Annotated in this window: 19 protein-coding genes and 1 pseudogene; 8 read left to right on the forward strand and 12 right to left on the reverse strand. The window is 73.6% G+C overall.

The genetic code is table 11. From position 1 onward, the window contains the following. Positions 1-40: 40 nt before the first annotated feature. The 11 genes from moeZ to ACWCRA_RS10005 all read right to left on the reverse strand — a co-directional run bounded on the left by moeZ (position 41) and on the right by ACWCRA_RS10005 (position 14,645). Positions 41-1,219, reverse strand: coding sequence for an adenylyltransferase/sulfurtransferase MoeZ (gene moeZ, locus ACWCRA_RS09955; protein ID WP_351551241.1), 1,179 nt, complete (start codon positions 1,217-1,219; stop codon positions 41-43). A 218-nt stretch (positions 1,220-1,437) separates the two neighbouring features. Continuing rightward, positions 1,438-2,406, reverse strand: coding sequence for an NAD-dependent epimerase/dehydratase family protein (locus ACWCRA_RS09960; protein WP_451067210.1), 969 nt, complete (start codon positions 2,404-2,406; stop codon positions 1,438-1,440). A 97-nt stretch (positions 2,407-2,503) separates the two neighbouring features. Next, the gene (locus tag ACWCRA_RS09965) at positions 2,504-3,532 is read right to left on the reverse strand and encodes a hypothetical protein (protein WP_351551247.1); all 1,029 of its coding nucleotides are present in this window, start codon (positions 3,530-3,532) and stop codon (positions 2,504-2,506) included. Between the two features lie 1,022 nt (positions 3,533-4,554). Next, the gene (locus ACWCRA_RS09970) at positions 4,555-6,165 is read right to left on the reverse strand and encodes a glycosyltransferase (RefSeq protein WP_451067211.1); all 1,611 of its coding nucleotides are present in this window, start codon (positions 6,163-6,165) and stop codon (positions 4,555-4,557) included. A 191-nt stretch (positions 6,166-6,356) separates the two neighbouring features. Further along, positions 6,357-8,000, reverse strand: a complete 1,644-nt coding sequence (locus ACWCRA_RS09975) for a dipeptide ABC transporter ATP-binding protein (protein WP_451067212.1) — start codon at positions 7,998-8,000, stop codon at positions 6,357-6,359. Further along, positions 7,997-8,986, reverse strand: coding sequence for an ABC transporter permease (locus ACWCRA_RS09980; protein WP_351551256.1), 990 nt, complete (start codon positions 8,984-8,986; stop codon positions 7,997-7,999). Before ACWCRA_RS09980 ends, ACWCRA_RS09975 begins: the two co-directional genes overlap by 4 nt. After that, positions 8,983-9,981: an ABC transporter permease gene (locus ACWCRA_RS09985; RefSeq protein ID WP_451067213.1), complete on the reverse strand. Its 999-nt coding sequence runs from the start codon at positions 9,979-9,981 to the stop codon at positions 8,983-8,985. Before ACWCRA_RS09985 ends, ACWCRA_RS09980 begins: the two co-directional genes overlap by 4 nt. Then, positions 9,978-11,699, reverse strand: coding sequence for an ABC transporter substrate-binding protein (locus tag ACWCRA_RS09990; RefSeq protein WP_451067214.1), 1,722 nt, complete (start codon positions 11,697-11,699; stop codon positions 9,978-9,980). Before ACWCRA_RS09990 ends, ACWCRA_RS09985 begins: the two co-directional genes overlap by 4 nt. Before the next feature lie 267 nt (positions 11,700-11,966). Continuing rightward, the gene (locus ACWCRA_RS09995; protein WP_351551261.1) at positions 11,967-12,062 is read right to left on the reverse strand and encodes an Ms4533A family Cys-rich leader peptide; all 96 of its coding nucleotides are present in this window, start codon (positions 12,060-12,062) and stop codon (positions 11,967-11,969) included. A 126-nt stretch (positions 12,063-12,188) separates the two neighbouring features. Further along, entirely contained in the window at positions 12,189-13,667 is a 1,479-nt protein-coding gene (locus tag ACWCRA_RS10000; RefSeq protein ID WP_451067215.1) for a DUF3152 domain-containing protein, read from the reverse strand. Between the two features lie 9 nt (positions 13,668-13,676). After that, positions 13,677-14,645, reverse strand: coding sequence for an alpha/beta fold hydrolase (locus ACWCRA_RS10005; protein ID WP_351551264.1), 969 nt, complete (start codon positions 14,643-14,645; stop codon positions 13,677-13,679). A gap of 157 nt (positions 14,646-14,802) precedes the next feature. Between ACWCRA_RS10005 and ACWCRA_RS10010 the strand changes: the two genes are divergently transcribed. From ACWCRA_RS10010 to ACWCRA_RS10025, 4 genes are all read left to right on the forward strand, one after another. Beyond that, positions 14,803-15,126: a hypothetical protein gene (locus ACWCRA_RS10010; RefSeq protein WP_451067216.1), complete on the forward strand. Its 324-nt coding sequence runs from the start codon at positions 14,803-14,805 to the stop codon at positions 15,124-15,126. Positions 15,127-15,271: 145 nt separating this feature from the next. Then, positions 15,272-15,925: a TetR/AcrR family transcriptional regulator gene (locus ACWCRA_RS10015; protein WP_351551267.1), complete on the forward strand. Its 654-nt coding sequence runs from the start codon at positions 15,272-15,274 to the stop codon at positions 15,923-15,925. 128 nt (positions 15,926-16,053) lie between these two features. Beyond that, positions 16,054-16,281: a DUF3107 domain-containing protein gene (locus tag ACWCRA_RS10020; protein ID WP_351551270.1), complete on the forward strand. Its 228-nt coding sequence runs from the start codon at positions 16,054-16,056 to the stop codon at positions 16,279-16,281. Between the two features lie 200 nt (positions 16,282-16,481). Then, positions 16,482-16,751, forward strand: coding sequence for a hypothetical protein (locus ACWCRA_RS10025; RefSeq protein ID WP_351551273.1), 270 nt, complete (start codon positions 16,482-16,484; stop codon positions 16,749-16,751). An 87-nt stretch (positions 16,752-16,838) separates the two neighbouring features. Here the strand turns inward: ACWCRA_RS10025 and ACWCRA_RS10030 are convergent, their stop codons facing one another. After that, positions 16,839-17,582 carry a ferritin-like fold-containing protein gene (locus ACWCRA_RS10030; protein ID WP_351551276.1) on the reverse strand — a complete coding sequence of 248 codons (744 nt, stop codon included), beginning with the start codon at positions 17,580-17,582 and terminating at the stop codon, positions 16,839-16,841. A gap of 388 nt (positions 17,583-17,970) precedes the next feature. On the opposite strand from ACWCRA_RS10030, the pseudogene ACWCRA_RS10035 reads away from it, so the two are divergent. The 4 genes and pseudogenes from ACWCRA_RS10035 (at position 17,971) to ACWCRA_RS10050 (ending at position 22,864) form a co-directional block, all read left to right on the forward strand. Then, positions 17,971-20,174: pseudogene (locus tag ACWCRA_RS10035) on the forward strand (DEAD/DEAH box helicase). Beyond that, positions 20,171-21,016, forward strand: a complete 846-nt coding sequence (locus ACWCRA_RS10040) for an alpha/beta fold hydrolase (protein ID WP_351551280.1) — start codon at positions 20,171-20,173, stop codon at positions 21,014-21,016. Before ACWCRA_RS10035 ends, ACWCRA_RS10040 begins: the two are co-directional and overlap by 4 nt. A 31-nt stretch (positions 21,017-21,047) precedes the next feature. Further along, positions 21,048-21,713, forward strand: coding sequence for a CGNR zinc finger domain-containing protein (locus ACWCRA_RS10045; RefSeq protein ID WP_351551283.1), 666 nt, complete (start codon positions 21,048-21,050; stop codon positions 21,711-21,713). 242 nt (positions 21,714-21,955) lie between these two features. Further along, positions 21,956-22,864 carry a LysR family transcriptional regulator gene (locus ACWCRA_RS10050; RefSeq protein WP_351551286.1) on the forward strand — a complete coding sequence of 303 codons (909 nt, stop codon included), beginning with the start codon at positions 21,956-21,958 and terminating at the stop codon, positions 22,862-22,864. The last annotated feature ends 12 nt before the right edge of the window (positions 22,865-22,876 follow it).

Consider the following 22,876-nt stretch of genomic DNA (forward strand, 5'->3'; position numbering starts at 1 on the left):
CGCGGATTCCGGCGGAGCCGGATGATCCGGCCGCGGTGGCTCAGTAGACGGGCTTGTCCGGCTCGATCTGGTGGACCCAGCCGATGACGCCGCCGCCGACATGCACCGCGTCGGCGAAGCCGGCCGACTTCAGCACCGCGAGGACCTCCGCACTGCGGACACCCGTCTTGCAGTGCAGGACGATCTTCTTGTCCTGCGGCAGGCCGCCCAGCGCGGTGCCCATCAGGAACTCGTTCTTCGGGATCAGCTTGGCGCCCGGGATCGAGACGATCTCGTACTCGTTGACCTCGCGGACATCGATGATCTCGATGTTCTCGCCCTCGTCGATCCACTCCTTGAGCTGCTTGGGAGTGATCGTGGAACCGGCCGCCGCCTCCTGTGCCTCCTCGGACACGACACCGCAGAAGGCCTCGTAGTCGATCAGCTCGGTGACGGTGGGGTTCTCGCCGCAGACCGCGCAGTCGGGGTCCTTGCGCACCTTGACCTGGCGGTACTGCATCTCCAGGGCGTCGTAGATCATCAGCCGGCCGACCAGCGGGTCGCCGACCCCGGTCAGGACCTTGATCGCCTCGGTGACCTGGATGGAGCCGATGGAGGCGCAGAGGACACCGAGCACACCGCCCTCGGCGCAGCTCGGGACCATGCCCGGCGGCGGGGGCTCCGGGTAGAGGCAGCGGTAGCAGGGGCCGTGCTCGGACCAGAAGACCGAGGCCTGGCCGTCGAAGCGGTAGATGGAGCCCCAGACGTACGGCTTGTTCAGCAGCACACAGGCGTCGTTGACCAGATAGCGGGTGGCGAAGTTGTCCGTGCCGTCGACGATCAGGTCGTACTGGCTGAAGATGTCCATCACGTTCTCGGCCTCGAGCCGCTCTTCGTGGAGGACGACCTTCACATACGGGTTGATCCCGAGGACCGAGTCCTTCGCGGACGCGGCCTTGGAGCGGCCGATGTCGGACTGACTGTGGATGATCTGGCGCTGCAGATTCGACTCGTCCACCTCGTCGAACTCCACGATGCCGAGCGTGCCGACACCCGCCGCGGCGAGGTACATCAGGGCCGGGGACCCGAGGCCCCCGGCGCCCACACACAGCACCTTGGCGTTCTTCAGCCGCTTCTGCCCGTCCATCCCGACATCCGGGATGATCAGGTGGCGGGAGTACCTGCGAACCTCGTCAACGGTGAGCTCATCAGCTGGCTCGACCAGGGGTGGCAGCGACACGGGGACTCCGTTGCGTCGATAAGTCAGTACGGTTGTTCTCCCGTAACACTGCCACGCGTCTCCTCATTCCGAGACACCCGGTCCGATCTGCGAGACGATTTCGTCCCAGTGGACGGGCAGTGCGCTGTATGGGCTGATTTCTCACTTCTGCCCGTACGGCGGCCCCATGGCCCGGCCCGGCCGATCGGCCCGGGCGCGGCGGAGGGTGGCGGCCGAGGTCAGATCCGGCACGCCGCCTCCATCCAGATGTCGGCGAGGGACTCCTCCAGATTGATCCGGGGGCGCCAGCCGAGCCGGTCGCGGGCGGTGCGGACATCCGCCTGCTGCCAGTTGCCGCAGCCGTCGGGGTACGGGACCGGGGTGGCGGCCAGATGCTCCAGCACGGTCTCGGAGCGCGGCGCCCCGATACCGGGGCCCACGGGCCGGCCGGGCGGGGTGTCCAGTTCGTGGAGGGCGCCCGCGTAACCGGCGACCCTGGCCAGGATGGCGGCGGTGTCCCGGAGCCGCACGGCCCGGCCCGTACCGATGTTGACCACCCCCTGCGCGGCCGAGAGCGAGGCGGCGTGCACCGCACGGGCGACATCGCGCACATCGACGAAGTCGCGCTGGACGCCGAGTCCGCTGAGCTTCAGCTCGCCGTCGCCCGACTGCATCGCGCGGCGCATGGCCTCGGCGAGCCGCCCGAGCGGGGAGCCGGCCGGGGTCCCGGGACCCACGGGCGAGAAGACCCGCAGGACCACGGCGTCCAGACCGGAGCCGAGAACCAGTTCGGTGGCGGCGAGCTTGCTGACGCCATAGGGCCCCCCGGGCCTCGGAACGGCGTCCTCCGCGGTGGAGGAGCCCTGGGGGGACGGCCCGTACTCGGAGGCGCAGCCGAGCTGGACGAGCCGGGCGCCGCAGCCGCTGCGGCGCAGGGCCTCGCAGACGGTGGCCACCGCGACGGTGTTGTGGCGCACCAGGTCACGGGCTCCGCCCCGGGTGGCCCCGGCGCAGTTGATGACGACACCGGGGTGGACGGCGCTCAGAAAGCGGGTGAGCGCCCCCGGGCTGCCGCCGGCGAGGTCGAACCGGACATCGGCGTCGTCGCCGCGCCCGAGCGCGGTGAGGTGGACGGCGGGGTCGGCGAGCAGCCGGTCGGCGACGAAGCGGCCGAGGAATCCATTGGCTCCGAGCAGCAGCACCCTCATCGTGCGGCCCCTCTGAACCGTCGGGCCGTGGCGGGGGGTTGGGGGGTCATGTCGGTTTCTCCTTAGGGATGCCCGCCGGCGCCGTTGCCGGGGCAGGTCATACGGAGTGGGCCGAGGCCCGGGACAGGGTGAGCGTCGCGTGGACGAGGAGGCCGGCACCCGCGCAGGCGCAGGCGACGGCGGATACGGCTCCGGTTCCCCAGGCGCCGAGCACCGACTGGGCCGGTCCGGCGAGAGGGCCGCAGCCGGGAAGCCGTGCGGCGAGCGGCAGTGCGAGAACGAGGGCTTCGGCGGCACAGGCGGCGGCGAGCCCGCGGGCCGCCGCGCGGGCGGAGCCGTGGACGGTGAGCAGCCGCGCCGGGAAGAGGAGGGCGCCGAGGGCGAGAGCGGCGGGGGTGAGGGAGGGGGAGGAGGTGAGGAGGGAGGTGAGGGCGAGCAGGGCGGTGAGGCCGCAGAGGAACATTCCGGTGGTGGTGAGCACCAGGGGGCGGACGGCGGCGGTGAAGTCCGCGAGGCCACGGCCGCGGTGCAGCTCGCGCCGGGCCCGCCGGGCGAAGAGATGCGCGCACCAGGCGGCGGGGACGACCGCGAGGGCGAGCCCGGTGAGAGGGCCGGGCGCGGGGGTGGGCGGGCCGCCCGGCCCGCCGGGGGTGATCCGGGCGAGGAGGTCCGCGCCGTACACCAGGAAGGCGAGCAGCCAGAGGGTGCACAGGGAGAGGACGAGGGCGGGGGTGGCGGTGCGGCCCGGGGCGCGGAGGGGGCCGTGCCGCAGGGCGAGGAGCAGGGCGGCGGTGACGGCGAGGGCGCCCGCGGCGGTGAGGGCGGCCCGCGGGGGGCCGTCGGTGACGCCGCGCCCCGCGAGCGTCAGGGCGCACAGGACACCGGGGAGCGCGGCGACCAGGGCGCCCCGGAGGGAGCCCCTCGCCGGCTGGGGGGGGTGGTGGCCGGGGGCGGCGGCGGGGCGGTCCGCCGGGGGGACCCGTGCGTACAGCTCCTCGGCGAGCGAGAAGACATCCCGGTGCCGGAAGCGCGCGGCCGTGCGGTCGGTGATGCCGCGCGCCTCCAGCCCGGCGGCGATCTCCAGGGGGTCGGCAGCCCGCCCGCACAGCTCCCGGTGCTGACGCATCAGCTCCCTGACGGGGTCGGCCGGGGGTGGTGCCTCCGGCGGGGCGGGGGGGTGGGTTCCGCCCGGGTGCGGACCCGGGGCGCCGGGCGCGGCGGCCTCCGGCACCGGGAGGTCCCATCCGGGAGGCGCCTCCGGGAGGGCGCCGCCGAGGGGGTGGGCTCCGCCCACGGCCGCCCCCGGGTACGAGCCCGAGCAGCCTGCGGGCGCTCCCGGGGGCCGGCCCCCGAACCCCCGCGCCTCAAACGCCGGCGAGGCTGGGTTTGGGCTCCGCGAGCCCGGGTCCGGACTCGGCGAGGCTGGGTTTGGGCTCCGCGAGACCAGGTTCGTGTCCGGCGAGTCGGGGTTGGTGTCCGGCCACACCGGATCAGACACACCCCGCGCCGGCGAACCCTCCCACCCCGGTGAGCCCAGGCTCATGCCCCGCGAACCCAGGCGCGTCTCCCACGAGCCCGGGTCCGTGCCCAGCGAGCCCGGGCTCGGGCCCGTGCCCGGCAAGCCCAGGTCCGTGCCCGGCAAATCCGGGGCCGTATCCGGCCACACCGGATCAGACACACCCCGCGTCGGCGATCCCTCCCACCCCGGTGAGCCCAGGCTCATGCCCCGCGAACCCAGGCGCGTCTCCCACGAGCCCGGGTCCGTGCCCAGCGAGCCCGGGCTCGGGCTCGGGCTCGGCAAGCCCAGGTCCGACCCCCGCGAACCCAGGTCCATGCCCCGTGAGCCCGGGCTCGTGCCCGGCATGTCCGGGTTCGTGTCCCGCCACACCGGGTGAGGAGTCACCCGCGCCCGCGAGCACTCACCCGTGGCCGGCGCCACCCCGTGGTCCGAGTCCGGCGGGCACTCCCGCCCCCGCCGTCCCGGGGGTGCCTCCGGCCACGCCACGCGCCGAGGCCGCCCCGCGTCAGGAAAGCCCGGCTCACCGGCAGGCGGCACAGGCCGGACCACGGGCGCGGGGGGCTCCGGCAGGGGGGCGGGGTCGGAGGGGGCCTCGGGCTCCGGCCAGGGCGCGGGGTCGGGAGGAGGGGTCATCGCAGGGGCTCCTTCTCGCGGGGGAGCGGGGCCGGAGGGGCCGGAGGGGCCGGAGGGGCCGGAGGGCGGCGGCCCAGGCGGAGGGGGACGTGCGCCTCCGGCGGGTGGCTGAACGGGAGGGGGGCACCCGCCTCGTCCACCGCCTCCCTCCGCACCGGGGAGTGCGAGATCAGCTCCAGATAGATGCCGCGAAATGCCATGAGATTCCGCTCGGCCGTGAACAGCTCCAGCGCCCGCGCACGCGCCGCCGCGCCCAGGCGGCGGGCCCGCCAGGGGTCGCGCAGCAGGGCGAGGCAGGCATCGGCGAGGGCACGCGGGTCGCCCGGGGGGACGACGAGACCGGTGGGGCCGACGACCTCGGCGACCGCGCCGACATCCGTGGAGACGGTCGCCCGCCCGCAGAGCATCGCCTCCACCAGGCCGGACGGAAAGCCCTCGTCCAGGCTCGACAGCACGGCGATCCCGCCCACCGCGTAGGCGTCGGCGCTCCCCCGGGGCCGCTCCTCGAAGTACACGGGCCCGTCCCCGGCGGGCCCGGCCGGGACGATCCGGGCGGCGAGCTGCTCGCAGTGGGCCAGCCGGGCGGCCGTGTCGCGGTCGCGCACCGGCGTGGCGAAGAGCCGGAGTCTGGCCCGGGGCTCCTCGGCGCGCAGGCGCGCGAAGGCCCGCAGCAGGGTGCCGAGGTCCTTGGCGGGTACGAGGTCACCGGTCCAGACGAGGGTGTACGGGTCACCGATGTGCCCGCCCTCCCCCACCGCGGCGAACTCCTCCTCCGGGGCCCCCGGGTGGACCGTGCGCAGGACACCGGGCGCCGCGCCGCCGCGCTGCTGCCAGCGCCGCCCGTGGCTGCCGCACGAGGTGATCAGCGCGGCCTGTGCGTACACCTCCGCGGCGAGCCGCCCCTGGAAGGCCGCCGACAGGGCGCGCAGGGGCGCGCCGGGCACGCCCGCCCCGGCCGCCGCTCCCCCGCCGCCCCCGGAGGCGGAAGCGGCGGCCAGATGGTGCGCCCGCAGATGCACGCCGTACTCCGTGACCAGCAGCGGAACCCCGAAGAAGCGTTTGGCCAACAGGCCGGGCAGGGCCGTGCCCGCGCCGGAGACCGCATGGCACAGATCGACCGCGCCGAGGCCCTCCTCGTCGTACCAGGGAAGGGAGAGCGGACGCAGCGCGCGCTCCAGCCGCCCGGCGAAGGCGAGGATGTCGGGCACGGTGGCGCGGTGCAGACCACGGCGGGCGCCGGGGGCGCGGCAGGCGGACTCCAGCAGCCGCAGAACGGATTCGGAGCGCAGGGCTCCGCCGAGCGCGCCCCCGTGCTCCCTGGCGGTCTCGGCGAGTCCGTAGAGACCGGAGGCGAAGGCAGCGCCCTCCGCCGGGTCGCAGATCGCCGTGACGAGGTCGCGGGCGTGCCCGGTGAGACGTCCGCGCGCCCGGCGCCCGCCGGAGCCGCCCCGCGCCTGCCCCGGTACGGCTCCGGTGCGGTGCGCGCCGATGTCGTAGCGGTCGAACCGGTGCTGGGCGGCGAGCCCTTCCACGAGCCGGTCGCACCACCCCCCGGAACCGTCCGGCACGGCGGGGGAGCCACTGTCCGTGAGCAGTCCGATCCGCACCCGCGCACACCCCCGATCTCCCTGGCGAAGGGCCGCCGTTGCCCGGCGACTCACAGCGCAAAGACCGTATGCCGGTACCCCGGCGGTGCGATGGACGGTTGTCCGTCGCACCACCGGAAGGGGTGAAAACACGTAACTTTCCACCCCCGGTAGCGTTCTGTCGCGCTACGAGGACACTCCGTTACGGGAGATCAGGCCGCGGCCGGCTCCCCGCGCGCGGAGCGCCGGGCGCGGGCCAGATCCGGGTCGAGCACGGGCACGGCGGCGAGGAGCCGCCGGGTGTACGGGTCCCGGGGCGCGCCGTACAGCCGCTCCACGGGCCCCTGTTCGACGATGCGGCCGTGGCGCATCACGGCGACCCGGTCGCTGATCTGCCGGACGACGGCGAGGTCGTGCGCGATGAAGACCAGCGCGAGGCCGAGTTCCTGCTGGAGTTCCCGCAGCAACCCGGTCACCTGGGCCTGGGTGGTGACGTCGAGCGCGGAGACGGGCTCGTCGCAGACGATGAGCCTCGGCTCGGCGATCAGGGCGCGGGCGATCCCGACCCGCTGGCGCTGCCCGCCGCTGAACTCGTGTGGATAGCCCCGGTATCTGTCGGGGTCGAGACCGACCCGTTCCAGGGCCTCCGCCACCCGGCGCCGGATCTCCCGTTCGTCGCGCAGCCCCGAGGCGCGCAACGGGTCGGCGATGGACTCCCCGATGGAGCGGCGGGGGTTGAGGGAGGCGACGGGGTCCTGGAACACCATCTGGAGTTCCCGCCGGTGGGGCCGCAGGGCCCTCTCGGAGAGCGCCCCGATCTCCGTACCGGCGTAGTGGATGCGGCCGGCGGTGGGGTCGAGCAGCCGGACCAGGAGACGGCCGAGGGTGGTCTTCCCGCTGCCGGACTCCCCGACGACACCGAGGGTCTCCCCGGCGTGGACGGTGAGGTCGACGCCGTCGACGGCGACGACCCGGTCCCTGCCGCGCCCGAAGGAGCGCCGCAGCCCGCTGGCGTCGAGCAGCGGCTCACCGGTCGGCGGGGTCCGGGCGAGGGCCCCCGGAACCTCGCCCGGGAGCCGGGGCACCGCGGCGAGCAGTGCCGTGGTGTACGGCTCCCGGGGGGCCTTCAGCACCGTGCCCACCGGCCCCCGCTCCACCTCCCGCCCCTCCTTCATCACCAGCACCTCGTCCACGCTCTCCGCCGCCACCCCCACATCATGGGTGACCAGCAGCAGCCCCATCCCCGTCTCCTCGCGCAGCCCGTGCAGCAGATCCAGGATCTGCGCCTGCACGGTCACATCGAGCGCGGTCGTCGGCTCGTCGGCGATCAGCAGCCGGGGTTCGCAGGCCAGCGCCATCGCGATCAGGGCCCGCTGGCGCATCCCGCCGCTGAACTCGTGCGGGCGGGAGCGGGCCCGCCGGGCCGCGTCGGGAATGCCGACCCGGTCGAGGACCTCGGCGGCCCTGGCCCGCGCCGCGCGCCGGGAGGCGCGGGTGTGCACCCGGTACACCTCGGCGATCTGGTCGCCGACGGAGTAGTACGGATCGAGGGAGGAGAGCGGGTCCTGGAAGACCATCGCCGCCACCGAGCCGCGCAGGGCGCGCAGCTCGGACGGGCTCGCCGTGCCCACATCCGTACCGCCGACGCGCACGCTCCCCGAGGTCAGCGCGCCGGTCCCCCGGTGCAGGCCCAGGAGTGCGCCGGCGACCGTGCTCTTGCCGCTGCCCGACTCGCCGACCAGGCCGAGGGCGCGGCCGGGGGCCAGGGCGAACGAGAGGCCGTCGACCGCCCGCGCCGCACCGGAGCCGGGGAACTCCACCACGAGGTCCGTGACCTCCACCAGTGCCGCCGTCATGACAGGACCACCCTTCGGTCGGCGGCGGCGTACAGCAGATCCGCGACCACGTTCGCCAGCACCACAGCGGTGCCGATCACCAGCACCACCCCCACCACCACGGGCAGGTCGATCACCCGCACCCCGTCGATCAGCGTCTTGCCGAGGCCGGGGAGGCCGAACAGCGACTCGGTGAGCACCGCGCCGCCGAACATCGTGCCGACGTCGAGTGCGCTCAGCGCGATCACCGGCGGTACGGCTCCCCGGAGCGCGTGGCGCCCGACGATGGCCCGCTCCCCCACGCCGTACGCCCGGAAGGTACGGATATGGTCCTCGGCCAGCGTCTCCAGGGTGGCGCCGCGGGTGAGCCGGGCGTACTTCGCCGACTCGAAGAGACCGAGGGTCAGCCAGGGAAGCAGCATGTTCCACGCCCACTGCTCGGGGTCGTCGCCCAGGGGCACATAGGCCGGATAGGGCAGCCACTGGAGGTAGGCGCAGACCACCATGAGCAGCAGCAGCCCCAGGATGAAAACGGGGGTGCCGGTGGCGGCGAGGGTGAGCACGGTCAGGGCCCGCTCGGTGGCGCCGCCGCGCCGGAGCGCCGAGAGCAGCCCGGTGCCGACGCCGACGACCAGCCAGACGGCCATCGCGCCGAGGGCGAGCGAGGCGGTGGCGGGCAGCCGGTCCAGGAGGAGCGCGGTCACCTGCTGGTCGCTCTGGTACGAGAGGCCGAGGCAGGGCGCGTCGCAGCGCAGCACCGAGGTGCCGGTGCTGTAGTCGCGCCCGGCGACGACGCCCCGGAGGAAGTCGGTGTACTGCGTGAGAACCGGCTCGTGGAGCCCGAGCTGCTCGCGGACCTGGGCGATCTGCGCGGGTGAGCAGCGCTCCCCGCACGCGAGGCGGGCGGGGTCGCCGGGGGCCAGATAGAACAGGCCGTGGACCAGTGCCGAGAGCACCAGCAGCACGAACACCGCGCCGCCGAGCCGTTTGAGGACGAAGCGCGTCATGCGGCGCCCCTCTCCTTCCGGGACACCCGGCGCTCCGCGCGGGTGCCGACCCGCAGCCGGCTCGCCTCCCTGGGGTCCAGCGCGGCGCGCACCGCGTCGCCGAGGACGGTGAACGCGAGGACCGTCACGAAGAGCAGGCCGGAGGGGAGCAGGACGTACATGGGGTCGGCGCGGAACCAGGTCTGCGCGCTGGAGAGCATCTGCCCCCAGGACGGTGTGGGCGGCTTTACGCCGACACCGAGGAAGGACAGGGACGCCTCGACCACGATGTTCACCGGCAGCAGGATCGCCGCGTAGGTGATCACGGGTGCGGCCAGCGACGGCAGCAGCTCGCGCCGGGCCACCCGCCAGGGGCCGTTGCCGCCGAGCCGGGCGGCGGCGACGAAGTCCAGCCGCTTCAGGGAGAGGGTCTGCGCCCGCACGATTCTGGCCGTACCGCCCCACCCCAGGGCGCCGATGAGCAGGATCAGCAGCAGCGGGCGGGGGAAGCCGGGGGGTACGACGGCGGTGAGCGCGATCCCGAGCACCAGCATCGGCAGCGCCACCATCACATCGGTGACCCGGCTGAGCACCGCGTCCACCCAGCGGTTGCCGAGCGCCGCCGCGAGGCCGACGACGATGCCGATCGCCACCTGCACCAGGGTCGCGCCGACGGCGACCAGCAGCGAGACCCGGGCCCCGTACAGCAGCCGCGCGAAGAGATCGCGCCCGGTGCCGGGCTCGACGCCGAGCCAGTGGTCGGCGCTCACCCCGCCGAACGAGCCGATGGGCACGCCGCCGCGCGCCGAGTCGACGAGCGAGTCGTGGTACGTGTGGGGGTCCTGGCCCTCCAGGGCGGTCAGCAGCGGGGCGGCGAGCGCGAGCAGCACCAGCAGGGCGAGGACGCCCGCGGAGATCAGCGCGGAGGGCCGGGCGGCGAGGCGTGTGATGGCGCTCCCGGCCGCGGGCGCCCGGTGGGCGGCGTCCGCGGCCGGGAGATCGAGTGCGGTGCTCACTTGACGGCGACCTGCGAGATGTCGAGGACCCCGGTCCAGTCGCTGATCACGATGTTCTTGACGTTCTTGCCGTAGAGCCGCTTGTAGACGGGGTGGAACAGCGGGACGTCCAGCGCCCGCTCACCGATCCTCCGGTCGAGCGCGCCCCAGCGCTCGGCGGCGGCGTCCAGGTCGGTCAGCTTGTTGATCTCGTCGATCTCCTTGTTGACGGCGGGGTCGTTCAGCTGGGCGTGGTTGTAGTTGGAGCCGTCCTTGACGATCTGCCGGCCGTCGAAGATCGGGGCGAGGAAGGGGGCTCCGGAGGGCCAGTCGGCGCCCCAGCGGGAGAGGAAGAACCCGGGGGCCTTCGCGGCGCTCCAGCGGGCCTCGTTGAAGGCGTTGTTCTCCAGGCCCTGGAGTTCGACCGTGATCCCGGCCTTCTTCAGCGCCTCCTGGACGGCGGTGGCGACCTCGGGGCTGGTCTGGCGGTTCTGCTCGGTGGAGTGGGTCAGGGTGATGCGGAGGTTCTCGTGCCCGGCCTCCTTCAGCAGCCGCCCGGCCTTGCCGGGGTCGCCCGTCTTCCCGGCGGGGAAGTGGTCGTAGGGAGTGTGGCCGAACGCCTTGGTCTCGGGCAGGAAGGTCGTCGCGGGCTCGGCGAGCGCGGAGCCGCCCGCCGCGTTGATGACGCTGGTGCGGTTGATGGCGTACGAGATCGCCTGGCGGACCCTGATGTCGTCGAAGGGCTTCACCTTCGGGTTGAACGCGAGGTAGTTCACATAGCCGAAGCGGCCGGTGCCGACCCGGCCGGCGAGTTCCTTGTCGTCGGCGACCCGGGCGAGTTCGGCGGGGCCGAGATTGGTGTCGGTGGTGACGGCGGAGGCGTCCGCTCCGGAGCCGGTGGAGAGCCGCTGGTTGATGACGGCCGAGTCGAGCCCGGAGACCACGTCGACGGTGTCGGGGTACGCCTTGCGCTCGGGGTCGGTCTTCTGCGACCAGTGCGGATTGCGCTCCAGTACCAGCCGCTCGCCGTCGCCCTCGTTCCTCACCACCCGGTACGGGCCGGAGGAGAGGGGCCGCTCCTCGTACTTGGTGCCGGTGTCCTTGGCCCGGGGGACGGGGGTGAACTGGGTCTGGGTCGCGAGATAGGGGAACTCGCCCTCGGGCTTGCGGAGCTTGAAGACGATCGTCCGCTCGTCCGGGGTGACGATCGAGGCCAGGCCCTTCTTGTCCTTGTAGGGGCCCTGGTAGGTGTCACCGCCGATGAGCCAGTCCCGCAGATAGGGCGCGCCGCCGGAGAGCTCGGCGGCGAAGGAGCGCTCGATGCCGTACTTGATGTCGGCGGTGGTGATCGGGGAGCCGTCCTCGTATCTGAGCCCCTCCTTGAGGGTGTACGTCCACTCCGTGGCGTCCTTGTTGGGCCGGCCGAGGTCGGTGGCGAGGTCGGGCACGACCTCGGTGCCGGCCTGGCCGTCCTCGCGGTTGCGGGTGGTCAGCGTGCGGAAGACCAGCGAGGGGACATTGCCGCCGCCGGACGTGTAGAGCCGGGCGGGGTCGAAATCGGTCTGCGGCTCGGAGTTGAGCACGGTGAGGGTGCCGCCCCGCCGGGGCTTGTCGCCGCCCGCGGCGCTGTCCTCGGCGCCGTCGTCCTGCGGTCCGGCGCAGGCGGCGGCGCCCGACACCACGGCGAGACCGAGGGCAGCCGCTGCCACGCGGCGGGATATGACGGACAGTTGACGCATGGGAAGGAGACCTCTCGTTGAGCCCGGCAGGGAAGGGGATGTCCGTGCAGGCGCCGACGAGTGGCCGTGCGAGCGAGACGGCGCACGGGAGGAGGGGATGCCGCGCCTGCGGACGTGGGGCACGCCCAGGCGCGGCCTTCAGGGGAATCCGGCTTCACCGGACGCGGAGAGACCTCGCGGGATTCCGCGGGGGCGCCGTCACGGGAAGGGGGAGGCCGACTGAGGGAACCGGACCGGCACATCGGCCGGTACGCGCTCGGGCAGGCGTCAGCGACAGTGGATGTCGGCCACGCTGTGCCCGGTCACGCCGATGAGCGCCAGCTCAATGGCGGCGCGTTCGGAGGCGGCGTGACGGTGCGACATGCCGAGAAATATGGAGGACCCGGCCGCCGATGTCAAAGCCCTCACGGCCGGGCGTGAGACACCCGTCTCACATCCCGGACATCATCCACGCCGGGGAACAGGGTCCGGCGGAGCGGGGCCCGGGGATCAACTCCCGGGGTTGGGCCAGGGGTTGGGGCGGCATTTCACCCCGCCGATGTTCAGGGACTTCGTCTGCTGCTGCATCACGGGCGCGAGCGCTCCCGGAGTGCCACAGTTCACATGCCCGTGACCGAGCCGGTGCCCCACCTCGTGGTTGATGAGCATCTGGCGGTAGGCGTGCATCGCCTCGGGGCCATAGGTGTCCGATCCCTGGCCCCAGCGGAAGGCATTGATCATCACTCGGTCGGTGGAGGCGGAATCACAGCTCACCTTGTCGATGGAGGTGTTCAGCCCCGATTTGGCGCACCACTTGTCCGTGGTTCCCGGACTGGCGAGTGTGACGACGAATTCCGGTTCGCCGGAGGAAATGCGCTCGAATGTTCTGACACCGTTGTGGGCCCAGCTCCGGCTGTCGTTCAGGGTGCGCTGGATGGCCTGGGCGAAGAGCCTGCCGTCCATTTCGAGCCCCTTCTCGATATCGACGCGGTAGCGGATCTTCCGGCCGTTGCCCGGCGCCCGGTCGAAACCGGGAACCGCTTCGAAGTCGCCCTTCGCGGTCGATTCCGGCTCGATGGAGAACTGCCGGGCCATCTGCTCCGCGTAGGTGGGGGGCTGCGCCGTCGGCGCTCCGCCCGAGAGGGCCGGGCGCTTCTCCGAGGGGGCTGAGCGGTTCTCCGAGCGGGAGGAGGAGTCCTCGTCGGTGCGGTCGGGTCCGGTGGTGGACGTCCCCGGGCCGCCGGTGTTCTCCTCGGCGACCTGGCCGGCCACCACGACGGCGAGCACGGTGGTCACGGCGGCGGCGGCGATCCCGGTGAAGGTGCGGCCCTTGCCGCCCCCGCCGGGGCGGCCGGCCCGGCCGCCGCGGCCACCGCCACCGCCGTCGCCCTCGCCGTCCCCGGACGCTCCCGCGCCGCCACCCGCTCCCGCGCCGCCGCCGGGGCGGGGGGCGGGCACCGCGGGCGCGCCCCGGGCCGGTGCGGCGGTGCCGCCGGAGGGCTCGTCGGGCCAGGTGGTGACGGAGGCGTAGGGGTCGGCCGCGACCGGTGTCCGGGAGCCGTCGAAGGCGTCGACGAACTCCCGCCGCGGGCCCGGTATGCGGGCGCCCTGCGGCCGGCGCGGGCCGGGGCCGGAAGGCCGGCCCGGGTCTCCCCAGGCGCCGCCGGCCTCATGCTGCTCGGGGTGCCCGCCCCGTGTCACCGGCGCGCCGTGACCGGCGGCCGGGTGTCCGGCGGCGGAGGAACCGGGTGCCGGGTGGACGGGGTCCGGACGGCCCTGGCCCGGGTGTGCTCCGGCGGCAGCGGAACGCCTGCGCCGCCCGATGCCCGGGTCGGGTGCGGCCGGTGCCGCGGGTGCGACGGCCTCCCGCTCGGCGGCGCCGTACCGCTCGCCGCCGCCCCGGGGAGGGGTCGCGCCGTCGCGGGGGGCGGACGGGGGGTCCGTCCGGTCGCCCTTGGGTGCGGGGCCTTTGCGGCTGTGTCGTCCCACGGGCTCCGATCAGCTCCTACCGGTGTCGTCGAGCAGTTCCCGGACGGCCCGCGCGACCGTCTCGGGATACTCCATCATCGCCACATGCCCGGCGTCCGGCAGGGTCAGCAGCCGCGAGTCACGGAAGGCCACCGCCGCCCTGCGCGCCATACGGTACGCGACCAGCCGGTCCCGTCCTCCGTACACCAGCAGCGTCGGCGCGAGGACCCGCTCCGCCTGCCGCCACAGACCGTGCTGGCCCCCGAGCGTGTAGGCGTTGACGATACCGCGCGCCGAGCGGCCCATCGCATCCCAGAAATAGGGGAGTTGGGAGCGGCGCTCCATCTCCTCCACAGCATGGCCCACGGCCTCGTCGCTGACCCGGGAGGGGTCCCCGTGACAGAGCGCCATCACCCCCCGGACCCGCTGCTCGGCCGGCCAGTCCCGGGAGACACGGGCGAAGAGCCGGGGGACGCCGGGGAGTGCGAGCAGCGCGGTGGGCACCGCCGAGCGCTGGACCCGCAGCTCGGGCAGGGCCGGCGACACCAGGGTGAGCGTCCGTACGAGATCGGGGCGGACGGCCGCGAGCCGGGTCGCGACGGCGCCGCCCAGGGAGTTGCCGAAGAGGTGGACGGGGCCGCGGTCCGCGGCGTCGAGATAGCGGATCACCGCGCGGGTGTGGGCGGTGACCGAGTAGTTGCCGTCGTCCGGTGGCGGGGAGTCGCCGAAGCCGGGCAGATCGACGGCCTCGCCGTCCACCACGTCCGCGAGCAGCGGCATCAGCGCCGACCAGTTCTGCGAGGACCCGCCGAGCCCGTGGACGTACAGGGCGGGCGGCAGCCCGGTGCGGGCGGGCGGGCGCGACCGTACGGTGAGGGAGAGACCCGGGAGGGCGACGGAGCGCAGCTCCTCCCCCTCGGCGACCCGGACGGCGGCGACCCGGGGGACCGCCGCGGCGGTGACGGCGGCCTGGACACCGGGCAGCTCGGTCGAAGACATGCGGCAATGTTACGAGACGATCACACCGGCCATCGTGTGTTCGGCGTCACACGCCGCCCGCCACCGCGTAGCGCCCCGCCCCCGCAGCTTCTAGGCTCGAAGGAGGCCCCAGGCCACGGAAGGGATGAGTCCCCCGTTTCAGGGAAAGCGGTGCCGCATGGCTGTCGATCCCACTCACCCGGACACCTTCGACTCCGACGACTCGAACGACTCCAACCACCCCGACAGCAGGGACGAACGCGAGACAGCAGCGGGCGGCGGGCGCGGCGGGAACGCCGGGCACGGCCCCGGGCAGGAGGCGGCGGACGGGAACGGAGCGCTCGGCGCCGAGGTCCCCGAGGCCGACGCCGTGGAGCAGCGGAGGGAGGTGAATCCCCAGGGCGACGAACCCCTGACGGACATCGACCGGGACGCGGCGAACGAGGCGGACGCCTTGGAGCAGGCGCGCGTCGTGGGCCAGGACGAGGACGACTACCGATGACCTGACCCTCTTTGCCCCCGAATAGGAAGCTACCGCGACTGTCCGGTCCGTGAAATTCTGCGTCCGCGACGCGCATGCCCGGGTTACCCAAAAGTACGATGGCGGCGCGGCGCACAGCGCGCACGGAACAAATTTGGGAGGCGGCGTGACAGCCATCGAGCAGACAGAGGCGGCGCGCCCGCGGGGCACACGTCTGCCACGCCGAGCCCGCAGAAACCAGCTTCTGGGCGCCGCCCAGGAAGTTTTTGTGGCACAGGGTTACCACTCGGCCGCCATGGATGACATCGCCGAGCGGGCGGGTGTCAGCAAGCCCGTGCTCTATCAGCACTTCCCCGGGAAGCTGGACCTCTATCTGGCCCTGCTCGACCAGCACTGCGAGGCGCTGCTCCAGGGCGTCCGCACGGCGCTGGCGTCCACCACCGACAACAAGCAGCGGGTCGCGGCCACCATGGACGCCTACTTCGCCTATGTGGAGGACGAGGGCGGGGCCTTCCGGCTGGTCTTCGAGTCGGATCTCACCAATGAGCCCGCGGTGCGGGAGCGGGTGGACCGGGTCTCCCTCCAGTGCGCGGAGGCGATCTCGGATGTGATCGCCGGCGACACGGGTCTCTCCAAGGAGGAGTCGATGCTCCTCGCCGTGGGACTGGGCGGGGTGTCCCAGGTGGTGGCCAGGTACTGGCTCTCCAGTGAGTCCGCCATCCCCCGGGACCGGGCGGTGGAACTGCTCACCTCGCTCGCCTGGCGCGGGATCGCCGGCTTCCCGCTGTACGGCACCGATCCGGCGGGCGAGCAGCACTGACGCTCCGGCGGCGGTGTTCGCTCTTGGCGTTCCCCGGGGCGGCCGGGCGCCGCTCCGGCCCGGCTAGTGTGTGCGGGGTACGGCGCGGCTGACCGCGCAACGCACTGACCGTTCGGAGGGACATAGCCGTGGAGGTCAAGATCGGCGTGCAGCACGCGCCCCGGGAGATCGTTCTGGAGAGCGGGCAGTCCGCCGAGGAGGTCGAGCGCGCGGTGGGAGAGGCGCTGGCCGGCAAGGCGCAGCTGCTCAGCCTCGCGGACGACAAGGGCCGCAGGGTTCTGGTCCCCTCGGACCGGATCGCCTATGTGGAGATCGGTGAGCCCGCGGCACGGCGCGTGGGCTTCGGCGCGCTGTAGGGCGCGGCACCGGAACAGGCAGGGCCGAGGGGCCCGTACGGGACTTCCCGTACGGGCCCCTCGGCATGTCCGGCCGCGCCGGTCGGGGTGTCCCTGAAATGGATCTGCCGCGGGCGCGGCGGAGGGTTGCTTTCCGAGGTCAGCGGGTAGTACGGGCTGTGACCGCCCCATCCCGACTCGTGTCCGCGAGGTGATCAGCAGTGCTGCTGGAAGCGCTCGGTTCGGTTCTGCTCGGACTCGCCCTCGCGTGGGCGGCCGACCGCCATCTCTCGGGCCGGCTCCCGGCCCGCCGCGTGGTGTATCTCACGGGTGGGCTCGGTGCCGCCTTCGGCGCCTGGGTGACGTACTCGGCGCTCGGCCCCGGCCACCGGGCCGGGACCGTGCTGGGCGCGGTGCTGATCGGGGCGGTGCTGCTGTCGCTGCTGGTACGGCCCTCCGGGCGGCGGCTGCGCAGGGCCCTGCCCTTCTGAGCGGTCCCGTCTCCCCCGCCGTCCCCGATGCCGCTTCCCGCCGCCGGACCTGCCGCCGCCACCGCGAGCCGCTCTCCCCGAGTGGGCTCAGGCGGCGAGGCCCAGGGCCGCCATCCGCCGGGTGTGGGCCTTGGTGATCCGGGCGAACATCTCGCCGACCGCCGCCAGGTCGAAGCCGTCGGCCACCCCGCCGACCAGCATGGTGGAGAGCGCGTCGCGCTCCGCCACGACCCGCTGGGCCTGGGAGAGGGCCTCGCCCATCAGCCGGCGCGCCCACAGGGCGAGCCGGCCGCCGAGGCGGGGGTCGGCCTCGATCGCGGCGCGCACCTTCTCGACGGCGAAGTTCCCGTGGCCGGTGTCGTCGAGCACGGCGAGCACCAGGGCCCGGGTGTCCGAGTCGAGGCGGGCGGCGACCTCGCGATAGAAGTCGCTGGCGATCGAGTCGCCGACATATGCCTTGACGAGTCCCTCCAGCCAGTCGGACGGCGCGGTCTGGCGGTGGAAGTCGTCCAGCGCCTGGGCGAAGGGCTCCATCGCGCCGGTGGGCTCGGTGTCAATGGCGGTGAGCCGGTCGCGGAGCCGCTCGAAGTGATGGAATTCGGCGGAGGCCATCTTTGCCAGCTCCGCCTTGTCACCGAGGGTGGGCGCGAGTTTGGCGTCCTCGGCGAGTCGCTCGAAAGCGGCCAGTTCCCCATAGGCCAGTGCGCCGAGAAGATCCACGACGGCGGCCCGGTACTGGGGCTCGGCGGAGGCCTCGGCCCAGTTCTGGGCGGCGATACCGGTGTGTTCAGTGGGTTCGGTGGGTTCAGCGGCGTTGTCAGGCGTCTCCATGAAGCGCACAATAGCCCGCCGGCACCGGCGCGTAAGGGGCTGGTCAGCCGGGCCAGGGGCTCTCCCGTACCCCTTCGCCACCACGGTTCCTACGAAATCGCCCAACACACATGCGCGAATCCGGGGTACAGTGGTATTGCGCCCGCTGAGCGTTTTTCTGATTCTCGGTGGGCGATCACAGTGTTTGACCAGAAGGATTCATTTCTTCTGATCACCATGAGGATGCCCGGTCGGTGGCACGATCGGCTCCGACCCGACCGCCCTCCACGCGGGCCGTGCGCCTTCGCGCACGACCGTGGATGAGGGGCCCCCTCAGCGGCGAGAGCGCTCGAGCGACGGCAGTGGTCCCGCACCATCCGGCCAACCCACGGCCGGCCCGCTCACCCGGGTGCGGTACGACCCCCATCGTTCGCCTCGCGCCGCGTCTCACAGAAGAGGCAACACCCTGACTACGCAGGCAACCACGTTCCGGGATCTCGGAATCCTGGCCGAGACCGCCGAGGCCCTTGAGGCCGTCGGCATCGTGAACCCTTTCCCCATCCAGGAGATGACGCTCCCCGTCGCGCTCTCCGGCTCCGACGTGATCGGCCAGGCCAAGACCGGCACCGGCAAGACGCTCGGTTTCGGTCTGCCGCTGCTGGAGCGCGTCACCGTCCCCGCGGACGTCGAGGCGGGCCGGGCAGGGCCCGAGCAGCTCACCGACGCCCCTCAGGCGCTCGTGGTCGTCCCCACCCGCGAGCTGTGCACCCAGGTCACCAATGATCTGCTGACCGCCGGCAAGGTCCGCAATGTGCGGGTGCTGGCGATCTACGGCGGCCGGGCGTACGAGCCCCAGGTCGAGGCGCTGCGGAAGGGTGTCGATGTGATCGTCGGCACTCCGGGGCGGCTGCTCGACCTGGCGGGCCAGAAGAAGCTCGACCTCTCCAAGGTCAGGGCGCTGGTGCTCGACGAGGCCGACGAGATGCTCGACCTGGGCTTCCTCCCGGACGTCGAGAAGATCATCCAGTTCCTGCCGCCCAAGCGGCAGACGATGCTCTTCTCGGCGACCATGCCCGGTGCGGTCATCGGACTGGCCCGTCGCTACATGTCGCAGCCCACGCACATCCGCGCCGCGGCGCCGGACGACCAGGGCGCGACCGTCGCGAACATCACGCAGCGGGTCTACCGCGCGCACTCCATGGACAAGCCCGAGCTGGTCTCGCGGATTCTCCAGGCGAACGGGCGCGGGCTCGCGATGATCTTCTGCCGTACGAAGCGCACGGCGGCGGACATCGCCGACCAGCTCGCCCAGCGCGGGTTCGCCTCCGGGGCCGTCCACGGCGACCTCGGGCAGGGCGCGCGCGAGCAGGCGCTGCGGGCGTTCCGCAACGGCAAGGTGGATGTGCTGGTGTGCACCGATGTCGCCGCGCGCGGGATCGATGTGGAGGGCGTGACGCACGTCATCAACTACCAGTCGCCCGAGGACGAGAAGACCTATCTCCACCGGGTCGGCCGCACCGGCCGGGCCGGGGCGTCCGGGATCGCGGTCACGCTGGTGGACTGGGACGACATCCCGCGCTGGCAGCTGATCAACAAGGCGCTGGACCTGGGGTTCAGCGACCCCGTCGAGACGTACTCGACCTCCGCGCACCTCTTCGAGGAGCTGGACATCCCGGCGGGCACCAAGGGTGTGCTGCCGCGTGCCGGGCGCACTCGGGCCGGGCTCGCGGCGGAGGCGGTGGAGGATCTGGGCGAGACCGGGTCCCGTGGCCGGAGCAAGTCGTCGGCTTCCGCGCCGGTGCAGGAGGAGCGGCCCGCGCGCACCAGGACGCCGCGGCAGCGCCGCCGCACCCGGGCGGGCACGCCGACGGCCGAGGTCGCGGTGGAGGCCACCGCGCCGGAGCAGGTCGCGGCGGAGACCGTGGAGGCTGTCGAGGCCGTGGAGCCCCGCGCCCCGAGGCGGCGGCGCCGCACCCGGGTGGGGGCCGCGGAGCCGGTGGTGGCTGCTGCCGCCGCCGCCGAGGCGGAGGTCGCGCCGCGCCGGCGCACGGTGAAGGCTGAGGTTGCGGCTGTGGCCGCGGCCCCGGTCGCGGAGGGCGAGGCCGAGGTCAAGCCGCGCCGGCGGACGCGGAAGGCGGCGGTGCCGGTGGAGGGTGCGGTGGTGGAGGCTGAGGCGAAGCCGAGGCGCCGCACGCGCACGGTGAAGGCCGCGGCCACCCAGCCCGACGCCTGACCCTCCCCTTCCCCCTCAATGGCCCGGCCCCTCTCCGAGGAGCCGGGCCATCACCATCCCCCGCACCAGCCCGCCCCGCCCGGCGCTCAAGGACGGACCCCGGGCCACAGGCCCCCGCACCCTGCGGGCCACCGTCGGGGACCAGCCCCCGAACCCCCGCGCCTCAAACGCCGGCGAGGCTGGGGGTGTCCATCCCGCCCGCGAGGCTGAGCTTGACCAACCCGCCCGCACGGCTGGACTTGCCGGCCCGCACGCACGGCTGGATGTACCCAGCCCGTCTGGGGGGACCTCCCGGAGGCAGCTCTGGGGGAGAGGGAGGACGGGCCCCGGACCGTGGGGAGCGGTGTCCCGGGAGGGGCGGGGGTAGTGTCGGGGGATGAGCCGGCCGCCCACCTTTCAGCCTCCCGCGTGTGCGCGCGCGAGCGCGCTCCCCACTGCCCGGGGAGACTTCGCCGTGCTCGACGCCCACCCCACCCCCGGCCCCCCGAAAGCCACCGCCCTCCTCGTCCCCGGCTTCACCGGGAGCAAGGAGGACTTCATCGCGATGCTGGAGCCGCTCACCGAGGCGGGCTACCGCGCCGTCGCCGTCGACGGGCGCGGCCAGTACGAGACCCCCGGCCCCGACGATCCGGGCGCCTTCACCCAGCGCGAGCTGGCCCTCGATGTGCTCGCCCAGGCCGAGGCCCTCGGCGGCGGCCCTGTCCATCTGCTCGGGCACTCCCTCGGCGGGCAGATCTCCCGCGCCGCCGTCCTCCTCGACCCCGCCCCGTTCCGCACCCTCACCGTCATGTCCTCCGGCCCCGCCCGGGTCACCCCCGCCCAGCGGGAGCGGCTCGCACTGCTGGGCCAGGCGCTCACCGTCATGGACATGGCCGAGGTCTGGGAGGCCATGAAGGCGTTCGAACCGCCGGAGGACGCGGACACCGACGGCAGCGGCCTGCGCGACCGCTGGCTGCGCCACAACCCCGTACAGCTGACCGTCACCGGCCGGCAGCTCACCGTCGAACCCGACCGGGTCGACGAGCTCGCCGCCGTGCGGCCCCTCCCCAAGCATGTGATCAGCGGTGAGCGCGACGACACCTGGCCCGTGGAGCAGCTCGACGCGATGGCCGAGCGGCTCGGCGCCCTCCGCACCGTGATCACCGGAGCCGAGCACTCCCCCAACACCGACCGCCCCCGGGAAACCGCCGGCGCCGTCGCCGGGTTCTGGGACCGGCACTGACACGCGCCCACCGGCGCGGCAAGATGGGCTCATGAGCGGCACACCACCCCGGCACCCGGACGATCCAGGGACGCGGCAGCTCCCCCTGGCCGGGGAGCCGCTGCCGCTGGAGCTGATCAACACCACCTACATCAAGGGCGGTGTGCGCGGCCGTCTCATCGACGCCCTGGACACCCCCGTCGGACCGGACAGCGGGCTGGCACGGTGGCTCGCGGACCACCGCGAGGAGTTCAGCGCCGTGCTGCGCCCCGCGCTCGACGGCGCCGTCCCCTCCCCGGCGCACACCTCCCGTTTCCTGGAGCTGCGCGGCGCCCTGCGCGACCTCGCCGCCGCCCGTGCCTCCGGCGGCACCCCCGGGCCCGGGGACATCGCCGTGGTCAACGCGGCGGCCCGGCTGGCCTCGCCCTGGCAGGAGCTGGCCCCGGGGCCCGGCTTCACCGCCGTGCCGCGCTGGCCCGGGACCGACCCGCTGCTGACCGCCCTCGGCGAGATCGCCCTGGCCGCCGTGGGGCTCTTCACCGGTGACCGCGCGGACCTGGTCCGGGCCTGCCCCGCACCGGGGTGTGTCCTGTACTTCGTGAAGGCCCACCCCCGCCGTGAGTGGTGCACGCCGGGCTGCGGGAACCGGGTGCGGGTCGCCCGGCACAGCCGCCGCGAGAAGGCCGCGCGCCCGCAGCTCCCCGTACCTCACCCCTGAGCCAACCCTCCCCGCCGCACCGCGCCGCGCTCCCCGCGCCATCGGAGAACCCGATACCCCGTCCAGCATTCCGCTCCGGTTTCACAGACATGAACCAAAGCGTCGCGGACGTACGTGGACCGTGATTGGGCCGGTGGCATTCCCACGGAAGGAGGAGCGAGAATGAACACACACCCCTGGACTGCACGGACGCTGCGTTGGTTCTTCTGCGACTGGGGCGATTTGTGAACTATGACCTGTCGATGTATCAGCTCAGAACCTTCAGGGAGGTAGCGCGTCTGGGGAGCTTCACCAAAGCGGCACGGAGTCTCGGGTACGCCCAGTCGAGCATCAGCGCGCACATCCGCGCGCTGGAGTCCCGCATCGGCTTCCAGCTGATACAGCGCCTGCCGCACGGGGTGCGGCTCACCGCCGCGGGGGAGATCTTCAACGACCACGCGGTACGGATCTTCCAGGTGATGGAGGAGATGGCCAGCGCCCTGAATCCGTCCGGAGGGACCGCAGGACGGGTGTCGGTGGGTGCCTCGGCGCTGCTGCTGGAGTCCCGGGTCAGCTCGCTGGTCCGGGAGTGCCGCTACCGCTACCCCAATGTCCGGCTCTCCCCGCGCCAGCTCGCGATCGGCTGCACGGCGGAGGCGGTACGGGCCGGCCAGGTGGACATGGCACTCGTCCACGGCGACTACGGGGAACGGACACCGCTGCCCGGCGGGGTGACGGTACGGGAGCTGCCGCCGCTGGACGTGGTGCCCGTGGGTCCCGCCACGTTCGCCACGGAGGCGCGGGAGAAGGGCGCGGGCCGTGCCCTCGCCACCGCGCGCGTCCTGGTGGTGGACCCGGACTGCGCCTCCCACCGGGTGCTGGTGTCGGCGGTGCGGGAGCTGTACGGCGTCGATCCGCCGACGGTCGAGGCCGGCTCGGTGGGCGGTGCGCGGGAGCTGGCCCGCAGCGGCTACGGCATCGCGATGCTGCCCGCCGAGACCATGTGCCGGGGCGATGAGTGCTACGGGCTCACGGTGCTCGCGGGACTGCCGCGCGTCCGGCTCGGCGTCCGCGCGCTCTGGGCGGGCCAGGATCTGGCGCTCTCGGCGGTGGGCGCGGTGTGCAAGATCGCCGAGCGGATCGGCCGGGAGCAGGAGGCCGAGTTCGTGTAGGGGGCGGGCCGG

It is taken from the genome of Streptomyces sp. NPDC001889 (assembly GCF_053594535.1).